The sequence below is a fragment of the Acetobacter okinawensis JCM 25146 genome (assembly GCF_000613865.1).
Classification (GTDB): domain Bacteria; phylum Pseudomonadota; class Alphaproteobacteria; order Acetobacterales; family Acetobacteraceae; genus Acetobacter; species Acetobacter okinawensis.
Genome location: NZ_BAJU01000003.1, coordinates 1 through 16061, shown reverse-complemented (window position 1 = coordinate 16061; position 16061 = coordinate 1). Strand labels below are relative to the sequence as shown.

Here is a 16061-nt window from a genome sequence, read left to right as displayed (position 1 = left end):
GCAGCCCACGCCGGGGCGTTTCATAAAAATTTGTCTGTCTATCTATAGTAATGTCGGTAATTGTGGTTAACCTTTAAACTTACCAGGAGAGATATTCGATTCATTAATCCTATTGTATATCAAATCTGACAAGTAGTGAAAGTTTATATGCTACGAATATAAGCGCTTTTTACTCTTACCGTGTCTGCTTCTGGACATAGATAAGGACTACCCAGAGGTCTGATATAAGGCGCTATCTGCCTGTCGGCTTGTGCCTCGGCCCGTCTTCATTCACCCGTAACCCGTTATAATGCTGCTCGCCGCACTTTCGCGAATCCCCGATCAGTAGCGATAAATCTCTCTAGCATGGGCACAACGAGACGCACGGGATCGGTGGGCGCCTGCCCGGCTCCACTACCCAATATCTCAGCATAGGCAACAAGATTACGGTGCAGAGCGGCGGGCAGCTCCAGCGTAATCTTCACGGGCTTGTCATCCTCGATCGGACCAAGCTTCAACTTCGTCATGGGCGGGGTTCCTTCGCTTTCCAGGGTGTGAGGGCAAGATCGCGATTCAAAATAAGCGTGAACGGCAGGCCCGGCCGGTCGGTCAGCGTCGGCTGAATATTCAGACTGCGATCGATCAGGCGGTTGCTGCCGATCCGTGCTTCTGCGACACGGGCCGCGTCCATGCCCGCGACATGATGCGTGCGACCATCGATCCCATCGACCACCAGCGTCAGTTCCTCGCCCAGTTCGTCCGACAGATGCTTGTCGAGGACGCGACCGACGATCGGCGTCGCAGGTGCTGCATCATGGATCGCAAAACTCATCGGGTCGCGCTCAGCGCCCTCCGCCCGCGCGCCTTCTGCATCGTGCGGATGATGTCGCCGCGCTCACCCATCTCGCGCAGCGTCGGCTCCAGCCGCTCGCTCAGCTCCCACACGCCCGGCGCATGTTCCGTGGCGAGGCCCATATCGCCCAGCTTGCCAAGACGGCGCAGACGGAGGGTCCGATCCGCTTGCCCGCGCGGATCATCAGGCTCGTAGCGCACATCGAGAAACCGGTCCTCCGCCTCTGCGAGCATCGCCCGGTCGATACGGGTAAAACGATCCTGGTCGATTTCGGCAACCAGCTTTCGGCGCAGCTCGATCTCGGTGGCAGGGCCGAGTTCCAAGGTCACTAGTTCGCTCGCCCGTTCGCGGATGCCGTTGGAAGATAATCGCCATTGATGACCATATCCTCGCCCAGATCGTCACGTCCGTTGACGACGACATGCACATGCGAATGGCCGGTGTTATGATGATTGACGGCAACCCAATCGAGTTTCGTGCCCAGATCGGCTTCAACCTGCGCCATCAGATCTCGGGTGTAGCCCGTCAGGTCGGCGAGATCCCCGGCATCCTCCGGTGAGACGATGACCCGACAGGATCAGGATCGAGGTGTTCGGCCCCGCCAGTGAGGCGGAAACGGCCGAACATGCGGTTAGCCCCTCCAATGAGGCCATCCTTTCCCTCGCCCGCCTGATCGGCCGTCAAATGGCCCGCGAGCAGTTCGAGCGTGCCCGCGCGCTGGAGAGGAAACAGGCCCGTCAGAACCGATCCGGCCCTATGCGGTAGCCTCCCCTTCCCGACTACATTTCTCCCGGCGAAAGACCATTCGCCGGGCTGTCGTGCATTTTCCTTGTGACCATTATGGTCCCGTGATATAAGGCCAGTCAATGAGGATCATCGCCCGTCGCACGCTGAGAGAGTTCGTCGACAGCCTGGCAGGTCAGAAGGACCAGCCGGCCGTGAAGGCGGCGCTGGACGCCTGGTTCGCCGAAGTCGGCAGGGCCGCCTGGACGAGCACCGCCGATGTGAAGCGGCTCTATGCGACGGCCAGCATCGTTAGCGCCGAACGGATCGTCTTCAACATCAAGGGCAATGCCTATCGCCTAGTGGTGGCGGTCGATTTCGAAAAAAGCATCGTCTGGATCAAATGGATCGGCACACACAAAGCGTATGACAGGATCGACGTGACGGAGGTGAAACATGACGGCTGATCTGAAACCCATCCGCAACGAGGCGGATTATGACGCAGCGCTGGAAGAAGTCGGGCGCCTGTGGGGTGCGAAGAGCGGCACACCGGACGGCGACCGTCTGGACGTGCTGGCCACCCTGATCGACGCCTATGAAGCGAAGCACCATCCGATCGATCCGCCCGATCCGGTCGAGGCGATCCGCTTCCGCATGGAGCAGCAGGGCCTGACCCGCAAGGATCTGGAACCGATGATCGGCCCACGCAACCGGGTGGCCGATGTGCTGAACCGCAAGCGCGGCCTGTCGATCGACATGATCCGCCAGTTGCATGACGGTCTCGGCATCTCCGCCGAGGTGCTGATCCGGCCCAGCCGGATGGATAAGGTCGCCTGATAAGGAACATCCCATGACCCGCGTCGCCCTGTATGCCCGCTATTCTTCCGACAACCAGCGCGACGCCTCGATCGAGGACCAGTTCCGCATCTGCCGGGAACACGCGAAGCGCGAGAAATGGAAAATCGTTGGTGCTTACAAGGACGCGGGCATCTCTGGCGCGAGCATGATCCTGCGTCCCGGCATTCAGACCCTGTTGCAGGACGCCCAGGCGGGAAGGTTCGATATCGTGCTGGCCGAGGCGCTGGATCGCATCTCGCGCGATCAGGCCGACGTGGCCACCCTGTTCAAGCACCTGAAATTCGCCGGCGTTCCTATCGTCACCCTGGCGGAGGGCGAGATCAGTGAACTGCATGTCGGCCTCAAGGGCACGATGAACGCCCTGTTCCTGAAAGACCTCGCCGCCAAGACCCATCGCGGCCTGCGCGGTCGGGTCGAGGACGGTAAATCTGGCGGCGGCCTGTGCTACGGCTATCGCGTTGTCCGGCAGTTCAATGCAAAGGGCGAGCAGATCCGGGGCGACCGCGAGATCGACGCCCGCCAGGCGGAGATCGTCCGTCGCATCTTCCATGACTTCGCCGCTGGCATTGGGCCACGCGCCATTGCCAAGGCCCTGAACGATCAGGGCATTGCTGGCCCCGAGGGCAAGTTGTGGAGCGACACCACCATCCGGGGCCATGTGAAGCGCGGCACCGGCATCATCAACAACGAATTGTATATCGGGCGTCTGGTCTGGAACCGCCAACGCTATGTGAAAGATCCGTCCACCGGCAAGCGCGTCTCGCGCCTGAACCCGGAGTCAGAATGGGTGATCACGGAAGTTCCCGACCTGCGGATCGTCGACGACGCGCTCTGGCAGGCGACCAAGGCCCGTCAGAGCGTCATCGCCGAGAAATACGTCAACGTCACCGAGGCCGTGCGGGCGCATCACAAGCGCAACCGGCTCAACGGCACACGCCGACCGAAATCCCTGCTGTCGGGTCTGCTGTTCTGCGGCCAGTGCGGCGGTCCCTACACCTTGCGCGGTTCCGACCGTTTCGCCTGCTCGTCCCATGTCACCAACGGCTCCTGCACCAACAGCCGGACGATCCCCCGCCCCGATCTGGAGCGCCGCGTGCTCTCCGGGCTGAAGGACCGGATGATGGCGCCGGAGATCGCGGCCGAGGCGATGCGCGCCTATGCCGAGGAGACCAACCGCCTCAATCGCGAACGCAGGTCCAATGCCGATGTCTGGCAGATCGAACAGGTGAAGGTCGAGAAACAGATCCGGGGCATCATCGAAGCCATCAAGGAAGGCATGTTTGATCATAACAAAACCCGCTCCTGGCATGGTTAGCATTTCTCAACCGGTCCGTGGGATGGGGGTGCCAGCCATGCCAGCAATCTGGACCCCAGATAATATGGTGGGTTATCCCCACCCTGCCATTGCGGAAAAATAAGACGCAGTGTGTTCTTGTCCGGTTTTGACACGCACTCTCTCCCAAAACGATCAGCACGAGAGCGCCTGCATTAGACTTGGCAGGTTTGATCAGATCATCATTCCGGCCCGGCCTGTGTTACGGCCTAGCGCTCTCAGTCCTGAGTATTTTTTCATGAATAATATGCATTTCATAGAACTATATTGCTGAGTTTTACTCACAATAATCCTGATAAATCAGGCCATAGTCACGCCTGATATTTATACCGTAAAAGGAAGTTTGGCAGGGCACTCCAAGCAAGCAGTCATTTGCGTCGTTACTGGTCAATATCATGAGACACGATTTTCTGATGATCAGCCGCGCATAGGCCATGATCCCCCAGAACCTGAATAACCCGGCATGTCTGCACTGTGCCACAGGTGCATTGTACTATCATACGCTCAAGTTCCTTATGCAGGGCCTTCAGCCTTACAAGCCGGTGCTCCACTTCCGCAAGCTGGCGCTTTGCAATGGCATCAATGGCGTCACAGCTCTGGTCGGGGTCGTCCGACAGAGCCAGCAATTCACGAATATCGTCCAGCGGAAAACCCAGTTCGCGCGCATGGCGAATAAAATTCAGACGTTCGCGGCTGGTATGATTGTAAATTCTCTGCCCACCTTCATTCCGTTCCGGCTTGGGGAGCAGCCCGATCTGCTCATAGTACCGGATGGTTGGCACTTTTACACCAGTCAGCCCAGACAGCTTTCCGATACTCAACATGCAGAATCCCCTTGAACCTCTAGTTACTAGAGGATGTAGCTATCTCATTCTCTCTCGTTGGGACAGGAGGATATAATGCCGGATACACATGAATGGTTCGTAACAGGGATGGACTGCCCATCCTGCGCTACAAAAATAAAAGGAGCCGTAGACCAGCTACCCGGCATTGAAGCGGTTGAAATATCTGTCATGTCCCGAAAACTCAGGGTTACGGCAACGACGCATGCCACTTCCCCGGCAGACATTGAAAACCGGGTAAAAAGCCTTGGTTACGGTATTGAAGCCATTGCACAGGCAGGCGGCGCGCGCAATGAGTCTGACGAGCACACCACACAAACCGCCGCGCCTTGGTACCGAACAGGAAAAGGGCATCTTGTTCTGCTCACCGCAACCTTGCTTGTGGTGGCATGGGGGCTAACACTTCTGCTGCCGGCTTCCGGGAACTGGCCTTTTATTGTAGCGTGCCTTGCGGGCCTTATCCCCATTGCCTTACGGGCTTTTGCCGCCATCCGTGCAGGGCAGCCTTTTTCCATTGAAGCACTGATGACCATTGCCGCAACTGGTGCGCTGTTTATTGGCGCAGCGCAGGAAGCGGCTCTGGTTGTCTTTCTGTTTGCAGTGGGCGAACTGCTTGAAGGCGTTGCTGTAAGCCATGCACGCGATGGCATTCGGGCGTTAAGCACGCTGGTCCCCAAAACGGCACTGCGCGAAAAAAACGACATGCTGGAAGACGTCGCGGCAGCAGAACTTGTGCCCGGCGATATTGTTATTGTGCGGCCGGGGGACCGTATCCCTGCCGATGGCACGATCATTTCTGGCACCGGCGGTGTGGATGAAAGCCCCGTAACGGGTGAGAGCATGCCCGTAACACGTGGGCCGGGCGACCCGGTATTTGCTGGGGCGATTAATAACGAAACAGCCCTGCGGATACAGGTAACACGTGCAGCCGCAGACAATACCATTGCCCGGATTATCCGGATGGTTGAACAGGCGGAAGACTCACGCGCACCAACACAGCGGTTTATTGACCGCTTCAGCCGTTGGTACATGCCTTCCATTGTAGTTCTGTCTGCACTGGTTGTAGCTATCCCACCCCTATTTTTTGGGCAGGCGTGGTCGGTCTGGGTCTATCGTGGCCTGTCCCTGCTGCTTATTGGGTGCCCGTGCGCTCTGGTTATCTCGGTCCCTGCCGCCATTGCATCGGCTCTATGCGCTGGGGCACGGCACGGCCTGCTTATGAAGGGCGGTGCCGTTATTGAAGCCACGGCGGCAATCAAAACGGTTGCACTGGATAAAACAGGCACCCTGACCATGGGCCAGCCCGAGGTAACGGATATTCTCTGCCTGGATCAGCACTCTACGGCCGAAGTTCTTGCTCTTGCCGCAGCAGTGGAAAAAGCCTCCAACCACCCGTTGGCTCAGGCCATTGTACGCAAGGCGGCAGGCATGGCGCTGCCAACTGTGCAGGATAGCCGCGCCATTGCGGGCAAGGGTGTGTCTGCCATGCTTGATGGGCAGATCATAACAATCGCCAGCCCCCGGCATGCAATGCAGGATGGCGCATTGTCCAGCACAGCCGCGGCACAGGCCACTGCCATGGAAAGTGAAGGCAAAACGGTTGTTGTCCTTTATACCGGCACGGCTCTGGCACTGATCGGATTACGGGATGAACCAAGGCAGGATGCGCAGGAAACAATACGGCAACTCCGCAGCCTTGGGGTCACGCCCATTATCCTGACAGGAGATAACCAACGCACAGCCGCAGCCATTGCAGCCCTGCTGCACACGGATTACGAAGCCGAACTGCTGCCGGAGCAGAAACAGCAGACCATCCGCGAACTGGCAGCACGTGGCCCGGTTATGATGGTGGGGGACGGCATTAACGATGCCCCAGCCCTTAAACAGGCAACAGTTGGTGTTGCCATAGGATCGGGAACAGATGTTGCGCTGGAAACCGCGGACGCCGCCATACTGCGTAACTGTATTACAGACATTCCGGCCCTTATTCGCCTTGCCCGCTCGACCATGGGCAATATCCGGCAGAATGTATCCATCGCACTCGGGTTGAAAGGGGTTTTTCTGGTAACAACCATTATTGGCATGACGGGCCTGTGGCTGGCCATTATGGCCGATACCGGCGCCACCGTTCTTGTAACCCTGAACGCCCTGCGGCTTTTACGCACAAAACCCGCGGGACTTGCACAAAAAAATTAGGAGAGCCTGCCCTTGCCCTTTGATGCTCCAGCAACAAAAGGCAAGGGGCAAAATAGGCATGAGAGCAAGGGTCGTCGGCCTACACTCTCATGCCTGACATAGGCAAACAGTCGCTATACCCTGCGAGCCTGATTTTCTACCTTTTCCCTGCCGTTCAGGTTCACGTCATTTTCCTCTGTTATGAAGGTTATGACTTTCAACAGGATGACATGAACGTGACTAACAAACGAGAACAGACCAACAGCGCAATCCAGCTCGCCCGTTATGGGGTAATCATCCTGAGTCTGGTTTGCACGAGCCCCCGACTGGCCCATGCAAACGATGCTACAGAAGATATTTGCAAAACTATCGGGCAAGGCATTAGCCTGCATATTGATGGCACCTATGGTGGTTACCCATTTTCCGTATTGCGTGAAGCAGTATTGGGTGGGGTTGCCTGTCCTTCCGGTGCCCTGCAAGTGCAGGCATTTGAGACTATAGCAGCCCCACCTCCACATATGCGGATCACCGTCAAACGACCGTTGGGGCAAGGGCGGCAGGGAACAATCTCCGCCATGCTGTATGCCCAAGGACGATTTGTGATTGGCGAGCGGATGTCCCTCTCCTCTTTCTCTCGTACACAATCCCCCTCGTCAGTCAAAGCAGACATAAACCTCGTGACCACGAATTTATGGAACGATCTGGCGGCACGCGTGACGCATAACAAGCCAATTATTCCTCAATGATTGGGACGTGAGTCATCCAATGCGGCTTGTCCTGTTTTTAAGTGTGGCTTGCTGGGGCATAGGCATGCCCTCCCTTCAGGCCCAGACACCGCAAAAAGCGCTGTCTTTCCATGATGCAGTCAGCGTGGCCTGGAGCATTGACCCCGTGCGTAAGGCACTTCAGGTGGGGCATCATTCCGCTAAAGCACGTGTCAGTGCGGCTGGTTCCTGGTTTGCGGGCGGGCCAACACTCTCGGGTGAGTATATGGATGACCATGCCATAGGCAGTAATGAGGGATACACAACCTATCAGGGCGGTCTGTCCGTACCGCTCTGGCTGCCCGGGCAAGGTAGCGCTACCCGCGAGGTCGCGGGGGCGGAATCTGAATCCATTAATGAGCAGCTTAACGTCGAGCATATGGTGCTTTCGATCAAAGTGCTGGAAGCTGCCGCAGCATTGCAGATCGCGCAGGCGCGCCTGAATGTAGCAAACGCGCTGTACAGCGCCACAAGCCGGATCAACCAGAATGTGACGCACGCGGTGCACGCAGGCGAACTGGCTCTTTCGGACAGCCAGATGGCACAGGCAGGACTGGAAAATGCCCGTAATGAACAGACACTGGCGCAAGAGGCCATGAATAATGCCCTTGCCGAGCAGGAAGTCCTGCTGGGGCGTGCCAGTGAAGTGGACTTTAACAGCGGTGATGGGCTGGCACATGCACGTTTTGTGGACCCGCATGATATGGAAGAGAACGACCCACGCATAAAAGTCGTGCGCCATAATGTTGAAGCTGCGGAAGCAAACATGAAGCTGGCGCGCCGGTCTTTTATGCCTAATCCAGAAATTGGCATTGATGCCATCCATGAAAAACAATACGGCAGCCCCTGGGATGACCGTGTAGGCATTAACTTCAGCGTTCCGTTGCCGAGTGAAGTGCGCAATACGCCCATGATGTCCGAAGCCAGCAACCGGTTGGCCACGGCCAATAGTGAGGAAATGCAGGCGCGCCGCATGGTGCATCTGGAAATTACGCGGGTCCGCGAGCGTCTTATGGCGGCAACAACCGCCCGACAGACCATGCGCACAGCCGCAGACAGTCTGGAAAAACGTGCCGTAGCGCAGGAGCGGGCATGGCGGGTTGGTGAAGTCGCCTTGAATACGGCCCTGCAAGCCCGGCAGGAAGCCTGCAACGCCCAGATGGCCAGTGCACGGGCAGACATTGAATGGCGTGTTGCAACCATCCGCATGCTGCTGGCCATGGGCGTTGTGCCATGAAAAAACTCCTGCTCCTTTGTTTTGCAAGCGCCTTCCCGCAGTTTGCCGCCTATGCCGCAGAACAGGCGTTACCAGCCGATATCTCCCTTGATGCCGCAGCGGTCAGCCATGAAGGGATTACGGTCTTTCCCGTTGCATCTGGCACGGTTTTTCCGAGCATACCGGTCGTCTGTCAGGTCATGCCCGACACCACGCGGCTTGTGCACATTCACCCCGTAGGCAGTGGTAAGGTGCTCGCGGTGCTGGTACAGCCCGGAACACATGTACGCCAAGGGCAGCCATTACTACGTTATCAGAACCATTCCCTGCACGCCGCCCAGTTGCAGGATGCACAGATACAGGCAGCCCTGACCGCTGCCATTGCAGCACAGCATGATGCAGCACAGGCTGTACAGCGTGCACAGCTGCTGGCGGGGCAGGCCGTATCCATTGCCGAGTTACACCGCAGACAGGATGCGCTGGCGCAGGCCAATGCCAATGTGCGGACCCGTCAGGCCGATGCGGATACGCTGGGCCATCGCTTCAAGGAGGAGTTCAACTCGGTTTCGGAACAGGGCGCACGTAAAGGCCGGGACGAAACGTCTACCCTGATTGCCCCTGTGGATGGAGTGGTGCAGACACTGGATATTAGCGTTGCGGCAGACCTTTCTCCCGCACAGGATGTCATGACACTGGCGGACCTTTCCAGCGTATGGGTTGTCTCCGATGTGACGCCAGAGCAGGCAGCGCATATTCAGCCCGGTGCCCAGCAGAGCACGGTAACGACAGCAGGGCCGGTTATCTCACACATCAATACGGTGGGCGCAATGGCCAGTGCCCTTACGGGGCTGGTCAGGCTGATCAGCATTGTTCCCAATCCGACTGGCGCACTGGTACCCGGTATGGTGCTCAATGGAACACTTGCTGGAAAAGACGGTGTCCGGGGGCTTGTCGTGCCCTCCGAAGCCATACAGAAAATTTCTGGTCAGTCCGTTGTGTTTATCCAGAAAGACAACACACATTACCATCCGGTTGTGGTGGATGTAGCCATGGACAATGGTGAGCAGGCCGTTATCCACACAGGGCTGAAGGAAGGGGAACACGTTGTAGCCCACGGCAGCTTTGCATTGCGCTCCGTTGTGGAGCTGGCCGGAATGGACGCGGACTGATGGTGCTCAAATACCTGCACGCATTGCTGCGCAGCCGTCTGCTGGTCATGGGGGGGCTGAGCCTGTTCATGGCTGCCGGAGTTATGGTGGTCATGGGTCTGCCGGTGGAAGCCGTGCCCGATATTTCTCCCAAGCAGGTCCTTGTGTCTGTTGTCGCCCCTGGTCTTGCGACCGAAGAGGTGGAAAAACTGATTACATTCCCCGTGGAAACAAGCATGACCGGCATTCCCGGCATGACGGATCTACGTTCTGTTTCCCGCAGTGGGGTTTCGGTCGTTTACGCACAGTTTGCCGATGATACGGACATCAACCTCGATCGCACACGTGTTAATGAACGGATGCAGCAGGCCCGTACGACCATATCCGTCCCCGGTATTACACTCAGCATGGGGCCACTTGCCACCGGCATGGGTGAGATCATGCAATTCCAGATCAAGGGAGCGGGGCATTCACTGACAGAACTGAACCGCCTGATGAACTGGGTCGTGGTGCCCCAGATGCGTCTGGTGCCCGGTGTGGTGGATGTAAACGTGAACGGGGGTGGAGAGGAAACATATGAAGTCACACTGGACCAGGCACGACTGGTTGCCAGCAATCTTTCTGCTGGAGACGTCTACCGCGCGATAGATGGCAACAATGCCGCATCTGGTGGTGGGTGGATTACACACCATGCGGAGCAGCAGATTGTTGTCGGTCGTGGTCTGGTGCGCGACCTAGATGATTTTGCGAACATTCCTGTCCGAAGCAACAGCGATGGTTCCATCCTGCGCCTGCGAGACCTTGGGCACGTTGGCATGGGAGTGCGCACCCGCCTTGGCGCAGTCACCCGCGATGGACAGGGTGAAATCGTCATTGGTGTAGTGATGATGGAAAGCGGGGCAAGCTCGAATGCAACGCTGGCGGCCATAAAGGACGCCCTGCCCCGCATCCGGCAATCCCTGCCGGAAGGCGTTACGCTTGACCCCTATTACACCCGCGCCACATTGACCGGCACCACCATTGCCACTGTGCGCGACAACCTACTTATGGGGGCCGTGCTGGTGCTGGGCGTGCTGATTGTCGTGATCGGCAACTGGCGGGCGGCTCTGGTTATTGCATCCGTTATTCCGGTCGCTCTTGTCACAACCATGGCTGGCATGCGGTATTTTGGCATTTCAGCCAATCTGCTGAGCCTTGGCGCCATTGATTTTGGCATGATTGTTGATGGCTCTCTTGTTGTTGTCGAGCATATTCTCGCACGACGGGAAGAAGAACCTGATGTGGACTTCACGGCTCTGGTTATCTCATCCGTGCAACAGGTCATACGCCCGGTAGGGTTTGCCATACTTGTTATCATCATGGTGTATCTGCCGGTGCTGACGTTACAGGGCATAGAAGGACATATGTTTCGCCCTATGGCGCAGACTGTGATTATGGCGCTTCTGGCTTCCCTGCTGTACTGCTTTACCTGTGTTCCCGTTCTTTCCGTTTTGCTGCTGGGACGTGTGCACCCCAAAGGCGAGACGTATCTGATAACCACCCTGCGCGCGCCATACGCCATCATGGTCAAATGGGGGAAAGACCATCCCCGCATTCTGTTTGGTGGCACTCTGGCCATTCTGGTGCTCTCCGCCGGATTGGCAATGCGGCTGGGCGGAGAGTTTATTCCCCAACTGGATGAAGGGGCGCTCACAGTAACAACAACGCGCCTTCCTTCGGCATCCTTAAACACGGTACTTGCATCCGTTTCTCTGCAGGAGCAGATCCTCCGCCGTTTTCCTGAGGTCAAAGCCGTGGTCAGCAATACTGGCACCTCCGCCATACCAACCGACCCAATGGGCGTGAATGAAACAGACAGTTTTATTTTCCTCAATGACCCTTCAACATGGAAAACCGCACACACTCAGGCCGGACTGGTTGCCGCAATGGATGAAACCCTGCGGCGGGAACTTCCCGATGCGCTTTACTCATGGAGCCAGCCTGTCCAGATGCGTATGGACGACCTTCTGTCGGGTGTCAGAACCCAGATTGCTGTTTCCATTTATGGTGACAACCTGCAAACCCTTGCCAGATTAGGCGATCAGGTGGCTGCGGTCATGTCTGGCGTGCAGGGAGCAGCAGACGTAGCCCCTGCGGGTGATGGCACCGTGCCGCTGATTGTCATTGACGTGGACCGCATTCAGGCGGCCAGCCGGAATGTTGCCATGCAGGATATTCTGGATACGGTAGAAGCTGTCGGTGGCCACATAGGGCACCCTGTGACTGTGGGTAATGCCATGATCAGCACCCAGGTCCGGTTTGATGCCCGTCAGGTCGCGTCCATTGCTGCTATCAGCGCACTACAGATCCGGCGGGCCGATGGTCTGGGGCGTGTCATGCTGTCACAGGTTGCGCATGTGCATGAGGTGGACGGTCCACCACGCATCAGCAGGGACAGGGTGCGCAGGCGCATGGTCATACAGGCTAATGTCAGGGGCCGGGACCTTGCTTCCTACGTGGCGCAGGCACAGGCCCGCGTCAGGCAGGAGGTCAAACTCCCTGCAGGTTACACAATGGAATGGCAGGGTCAGTTCCAGAACCTGCAATCTGCCACACGTCGGCTGGAGCTTGTTCTGCCCATTGCTCTGGGGCTGATCTTTGCGTTGCTGGTTCTCGCATTTGGTGCCCTACTTCCGGCCCTGCTCGTGTTTATCAACCTGCCGGTAGCTGCAACCGGCGGCGTTATTGCCCTCACACTCAGGGGGATGCCGTTCAGTATTTCTGCAGGCATCGGGTTCATTGCCCTGTTTGGTGTTGCTATTCTCAATGGTGTTGTGCTGGTCAGTGAAATATCAGCTTTGCGCGCCAGAGGCATGCAGGTTGCCCAGGCTGCTTTCAGGGCTGCCCAGTCGCGCTTCCGGCCGGTCATGGCTACGGCTCTTGTGGCAAGCCTCGGATTTTTCCCCATGGCGTTTTCCCAGAGTGCCGGAGCAGAAGTGGAACGGCCATTGGCCAGTGTTGTCATCGGTGGGCTTGTATCCTCCACTCTGCTGACGCTTCTGGTGCTCCCCTTGCTATATGCCGGACCGTGCGGGAAAAGGAGCAGAGTTAATGCGTATCCTTATCGTTGAAGATGAACAGGATCTGGGAGCGGCAGTACAGGAACGGATTAGCCTGGAAGGGCATGCCGTGGACTGGTTCATGACACTGGAGGACGCCTGGGCAGCCCTTGCTACGGTAGAGTATGACTTTATCTTGCTGGATATGGGATTACCAGACGGCCATGGACGCGAATTACTGCGTGGAATCCGCCAGACATCCCACAATGTTGCCATCCTGATTACCACGGCAGAAGACCAGATTAGTGACCGGATTACGGGCCTGTCTGATGGGGCGGATGATTACATTGTCAAACCATATGATCTGAACGAACTGGTTGCGCGGATTGCGGCTGTCGCGCGCAGATATGTTGCACCTCGTAAGCAGGTGATCCATTACCTTGGTGAACTGACCATTGACCGCGAAAACCAATCAGTCGCACGCAATAAACAGAGACTGGACCTGACAGCCCGTGAGTGGGCTATCATGGAACTGCTATCACGCAATCCGGGCAGGATTTATTCGCGCCAGCAGATTGATACAGCACTCTACGCCCTCGACCATGAGGTGGACAGTAACACCGTGGAGGTTTTTATCAGCCGTTTGCGCAGAAAGGTAGGGAATACGGCCATACGAACCATACGTGGCCGTGGGTACTGCCTGAATGACAAGACGCACAACGCATGAAAAGCTGGAAGCTTTCAACGCGCATTGTCAGCGGTATCTTGATGGTGGTCATGCTGGGCATGCTGCTGCTGAGCACGGCCGTGGGTGGGTTTACCCGTTATGAGGTGACGGAAAGACTGGATAATTCCTTGCAGGAAGTCTCTGAACGCCTGCAGACAGTTGTAGCAGACCGAATGCGCAACCAGACCTCTGTTTCCGTCGCATGGTTACCAGAAGCTGGCCCCCGAACACTGGCGTATCAGGTGCTTGATGATACGGGGCATATTGTACTGCGCTCACAGAATGCCCCCACCACTCCGTTTGTGCAGGGTGGCAAGGTCGGGTTTGTCAACGTGGCGCAGTTTCGCGTTTATGTCGCGGCCCCTTCGGCTGATCACTATCATGTTCTTGTGGGAGAGCCTACATTCCACCGACAGGAAGCCGTCCGACGGGCCATCATGATTTCCATCGTCCCGATGCTGCTTTTTATGCCGGTCATCTGGTTGCTGGTACGTCTGATTGTGCACCGGGCCCTGCGCCCCATGGACCGCCTGCACGATGAAATGCGCGCCCGTGGGAGCGGGAACCTGCGCCCCATTCTCTCCCTGAACCTGCCAGATGAGCTGCTCCCCATCCAGCGCTCCGTCAACACGCTTATGGAACGGCTGGAAACTGCCTTATCAACTGAACGTGCTTTTGCCGCCAGTGCAGCCCATGAACTCCGTAATCCACTAGGGGCACTTATGGCGCAGGTGCAAATGCTCGGTCGTATGCTCCCCGCTGGCTCGGAGCTGGATGAACGGGTGGAACTCATCGCCAGCCGGACCCGCAGACTAGCCCGGACTGTAGAAAAACTGCTGCAATTATCGCGCGCATCGTCCGGCATTGCATTCCGCCGAGACCGTTTTGATCTTTTGGCCGTCATACACGTTCTGGTCGATGACCTTTCGTGCAATGTGTATGATGATGTGCATATTATTTTAAAAACAAATGGAATATCGAAAATATTTGTTTACGGAGACATGGATGCAACGGGTATTCTAATCCGTAATCTTCTGGAAAATGCCCTGTTACACCGCAATATCGCAACACCCGTTGTGGTAACCATTCTGCCTGACGGCTGTATTGATATTACGAACGACTGTGCCGCTTTACCCCCTGAAACTCTTGCCAGATTAACAAACCCGTTTGTGCGTGGAAGTCATACAGTACATGGCAGTGGGCTGGGGCTGGCTATTGCCAGCAATATTGCCAAACAAATGGACGCCACGCTCTTGCTCTATTCCCCCCTTGCCGGAACAAAACGTGGTTTTGGTGTTTCCATCCGTTTTCCTGATCTGGAAACCCAGACTGATGATCAGGACGACTAGGACGTATCGTCAGTTAGCTCCGATGACAGCGGAGACGAGTAGCACTGCTGCACAGAAGACTGATTTCCGCTTATCATAGCGTGTTGCAATGCCTCTGAACAGCTTCAGTCTGGCAAAGAAGCGCTCAATAATATTTCGGTTTTTTATAAATCAAAAAACGGGTTTTTCGTGGACAGATATGGTTTCTCTTTGATGGAATAATCGGTGTGATCCCCCGATCTTCAAGATTTTCGATGAGGGGATCGACTTCATAAGTCTTGTCGGCGATGAAGGACACGGAATCGACTTCATTGAGCAATAGCTTTGCTTCAGTGATGTCGGCCCTTTATCCGGGCGTCAAAGAAAGAGCCACAGCCTTCCCCGCGGCATCAAGAATGGTATGGATTTTCGTGGTCAGTCCGCCCCGGGGCCGCCCGATGGCCTGATCCGTCCCCTTTTTACGGGCGCCCGCACTATGCTAGTGAGCGCGGACAATCGGTCAAAGCTGCATCGCGTTCTGCCGATATCCGGAAAGCACAGACATTTCTCGCAGACGCATTCCATGGACATTTGCGCATCGATGAGGTCGCTTCGGCCGTTGGGATCAGCCAATATCACCTCATGCGCAGTTTTCGTGCAGCGACTGGACTGTCGGTCCATCAATTCTTGACACAAATCCGGCTCGGTCACGCCAAGACACTGCTCGCTCAAGGCGTAAGTGCCGCGCAAACGGCGACGAGCGTTGGCTTTTATGACCAGAGCCACTTAATCAATCAGTTTCGTCGACATTTCGGGGTTACGCCAAAGCAGTATGCAACAGCATCACGGTAGGCATATCTAACGAACGACTAGCTCACTCTCGTCTGTTTCTGTGGATATGGGTCAATCGTGAACTGAGCGACGATATGCACACTGACACCGAGCCGGATCACTAACTAGAGTCGTCTCGCCCAACGACATCATTGTGATTGACGTCTGTGCTTCGTCAGTAAATGGGGGCAGAACGAACCCGCTGCGCGGGATTGGTGTGATGTGGAGGTCTGTCACCACAGCGTGAGTGATCTGTTTTATTTGGAA

At 56.6% G+C, this 16061-nt stretch carries 13 protein-coding genes and 4 pseudogenes; 11 read left to right on the top strand and 6 right to left on the bottom strand.

The features are described from left to right. Positions 1 to 284: 284 nt before the first annotated feature. The 4 genes and pseudogenes from JCM25146_RS02520 to JCM25146_RS22740 all read right to left on the bottom strand — a co-directional run bounded on the left by JCM25146_RS02520 (position 285) and on the right by JCM25146_RS22740 (position 1337). Positions 285 to 506, bottom strand: coding sequence for a DUF2274 domain-containing protein (locus tag JCM25146_RS02520; RefSeq protein ID WP_025825664.1), 222 nt, complete (start codon positions 504 to 506; stop codon positions 285 to 287). Continuing rightward, a pseudogene (locus JCM25146_RS23295) lies at positions 503 to 631 on the bottom strand (TrbI/VirB10 family protein); the annotation flags it as partial. The pseudogene JCM25146_RS23295 and the gene JCM25146_RS02520, both read right to left, overlap by 4 nt. A 60-nt stretch (positions 632 to 691) precedes the next feature. Next, positions 692 to 954 (bottom strand): annotated as a pseudogene (locus JCM25146_RS23290) (DUF3363 domain-containing protein); the annotation flags it as partial. A gap of 206 nt (positions 955 to 1160) precedes the next feature. Continuing rightward, the gene (locus tag JCM25146_RS22740) at positions 1161 to 1337 is read right to left on the bottom strand and encodes a hypothetical protein (RefSeq protein ID WP_199897681.1); all 177 of its coding nucleotides are present in this window, start codon (positions 1335 to 1337) and stop codon (positions 1161 to 1163) included. Between the two features lie 361 nt (positions 1338 to 1698). Between JCM25146_RS22740 and JCM25146_RS02495 the strand changes: the two genes are divergently transcribed. The 3 genes and pseudogenes from JCM25146_RS02495 to JCM25146_RS16645 form a co-directional block, all read left to right on the top strand. Further along, positions 1699 to 2022, top strand: coding sequence for a type II toxin-antitoxin system HigB family toxin (locus JCM25146_RS02495; RefSeq protein ID WP_025825658.1), 324 nt, complete (start codon positions 1699 to 1701; stop codon positions 2020 to 2022). After that, positions 2012 to 2392 (top strand): helix-turn-helix domain-containing protein, encoded by a 381-nt coding sequence (locus JCM25146_RS02490; RefSeq protein ID WP_025825656.1) that lies wholly within the window; start codon positions 2012 to 2014, stop codon positions 2390 to 2392. The genes JCM25146_RS02495 and JCM25146_RS02490 overlap by 11 nt, the downstream gene beginning before the upstream one ends. Positions 2393 to 2405: 13 nt before the next feature. Further along, positions 2406 to 3689 (top strand): annotated as a pseudogene (locus JCM25146_RS16645) (recombinase family protein); the annotation flags it as partial. Between the two features lie 437 nt (positions 3690 to 4126). Here JCM25146_RS16645 and JCM25146_RS02480 read toward each other — a convergent pair. Then, positions 4127 to 4570 carry a MerR family transcriptional regulator gene (locus JCM25146_RS02480; protein ID WP_025825654.1) on the bottom strand — a complete coding sequence of 148 codons (444 nt, stop codon included), beginning with the start codon at positions 4568 to 4570 and terminating at the stop codon, positions 4127 to 4129. Positions 4571 to 4645: 75 nt separating this feature from the next. Here JCM25146_RS02480 and JCM25146_RS02475 point away from each other — a divergent pair, with 75 nt between their 5' ends. The 7 genes from JCM25146_RS02475 (at position 4646) to JCM25146_RS02445 (ending at position 15005) form a co-directional block, all read left to right on the top strand. Next, positions 4646 to 6784, top strand: a complete 2139-nt coding sequence (locus JCM25146_RS02475) for a heavy metal translocating P-type ATPase (RefSeq protein ID WP_025825652.1) — start codon at positions 4646 to 4648, stop codon at positions 6782 to 6784. Between the two features lie 209 nt (positions 6785 to 6993). Next, positions 6994 to 7509, top strand: coding sequence for a hypothetical protein (locus JCM25146_RS16640; RefSeq protein WP_051543957.1), 516 nt, complete (start codon positions 6994 to 6996; stop codon positions 7507 to 7509). A gap of 19 nt (positions 7510 to 7528) precedes the next feature. Next, complete coding sequence (locus JCM25146_RS02465; protein WP_025825648.1) at positions 7529 to 8764, top strand: TolC family protein; 1236 nt, start codon at positions 7529 to 7531, stop codon at positions 8762 to 8764. Then, positions 8761 to 9912, top strand: a complete 1152-nt coding sequence (locus JCM25146_RS02460; protein ID WP_025825645.1) for an efflux RND transporter periplasmic adaptor subunit — start codon at positions 8761 to 8763, stop codon at positions 9910 to 9912. The genes JCM25146_RS02465 and JCM25146_RS02460 overlap by 4 nt, the downstream gene beginning before the upstream one ends. Further along, a complete protein-coding gene (locus tag JCM25146_RS02455; RefSeq protein WP_025825643.1) occupies positions 9912 to 13001 on the top strand; it encodes an efflux RND transporter permease subunit in 3090 nt (1029 codons plus the stop codon). The genes JCM25146_RS02460 and JCM25146_RS02455 overlap by 1 nt, the downstream gene beginning before the upstream one ends. After that, positions 12982 to 13656 carry a response regulator transcription factor gene (locus JCM25146_RS02450; protein ID WP_025825641.1) on the top strand — a complete coding sequence of 225 codons (675 nt, stop codon included), beginning with the start codon at positions 12982 to 12984 and terminating at the stop codon, positions 13654 to 13656. The genes JCM25146_RS02455 and JCM25146_RS02450 overlap by 20 nt, the downstream gene beginning before the upstream one ends. Beyond that, positions 13653 to 15005: a sensor histidine kinase gene (locus tag JCM25146_RS02445; RefSeq protein WP_025825639.1), complete on the top strand. Its 1353-nt coding sequence runs from the start codon at positions 13653 to 13655 to the stop codon at positions 15003 to 15005. Before JCM25146_RS02450 ends, JCM25146_RS02445 begins: the two co-directional genes overlap by 4 nt. A gap of 9 nt (positions 15006 to 15014) precedes the next feature. Here JCM25146_RS02445 and JCM25146_RS23285 read toward each other — a convergent pair. After that, positions 15015 to 15480: pseudogene (locus JCM25146_RS23285) on the bottom strand (IS5 family transposase); the annotation flags it as partial. A 74-nt stretch (positions 15481 to 15554) separates the two neighbouring features. Here JCM25146_RS23285 and JCM25146_RS24770 point away from each other — a divergent pair. Beyond that, positions 15555 to 15815 (top strand): helix-turn-helix transcriptional regulator, encoded by a 261-nt coding sequence (locus JCM25146_RS24770; protein ID WP_199897680.1) that lies wholly within the window; start codon positions 15555 to 15557, stop codon positions 15813 to 15815. The last annotated feature ends 246 nt before the right edge of the window (positions 15816 to 16061 follow it).